Below are 760 nucleotides of genomic sequence, written 5' to 3'. Positions count from 1 at the left end.
TCGCTCGGAGCTGATCCGCTGTTATGAGTACGACACAACCACAACCCGACCGCGAGGAGTTAGCGCCTGGCTTTGGAGTTGTCGAGTTGGATCCACTAATACTACACAATCCCGAGCGAGGGATCGTCATTGACGTGTGGGATCGAAACGAAATCAAAGCCGAACGGACGTTAACCGACACGTACCGCTATCGTGTCGAAGTCGCACAAAACCAGCGAACCGAATACCGCGGCGTGTTTCACAGTCGTGAACAAGCCGAACGGAAAGTACGAGAGCTAACGCACGACTTGTAAGCGTTCTCTCTTTTTGAGGATCCACCCGTCACACGGTGGATTCCCGACATACCACTATGAGCCAAAGCGATACACCAACTGACGCGTTTGGGGATCCGATGGTTTGGATCGACAGTTACGGTAATTATCTCCCGCGTAGTGAGAACATCCCGACAGCGCCCGCGGTAGACGGGGTTACGGGTGTCACACACGACGGTGAGATATACTGTGTAGACTGTGCGATTCAGATGGATCTTATCGAACGCTCGGAGCTAACGGACGGTAGTACGCAAAAAATGCCATGGACAGGCGTCGTACTCGCGTCGTATGAGACAGACACGTTACACCACTGCGGATCCCACGGCGACTGTGTAAATGCGTTAGACGGCGATGAACACCCATACAACCACGATCATCCTGTCGGTGTTGGGATTGAGGAACGCCCGATCCAACACTAATCATACACACTTTTTCAGGTGGATCCCAGT

Source organism: Halorubrum sp. SP9 (assembly GCF_005435015.1).
GTDB classification, from domain to species: domain Archaea; phylum Halobacteriota; class Halobacteria; order Halobacteriales; family Haloferacaceae; genus Halorubrum; species Halorubrum sodomense.
The sequence above is the reverse complement of the archived record's forward strand: the minus strand, read 5'-3'. Positions refer to the sequence as shown.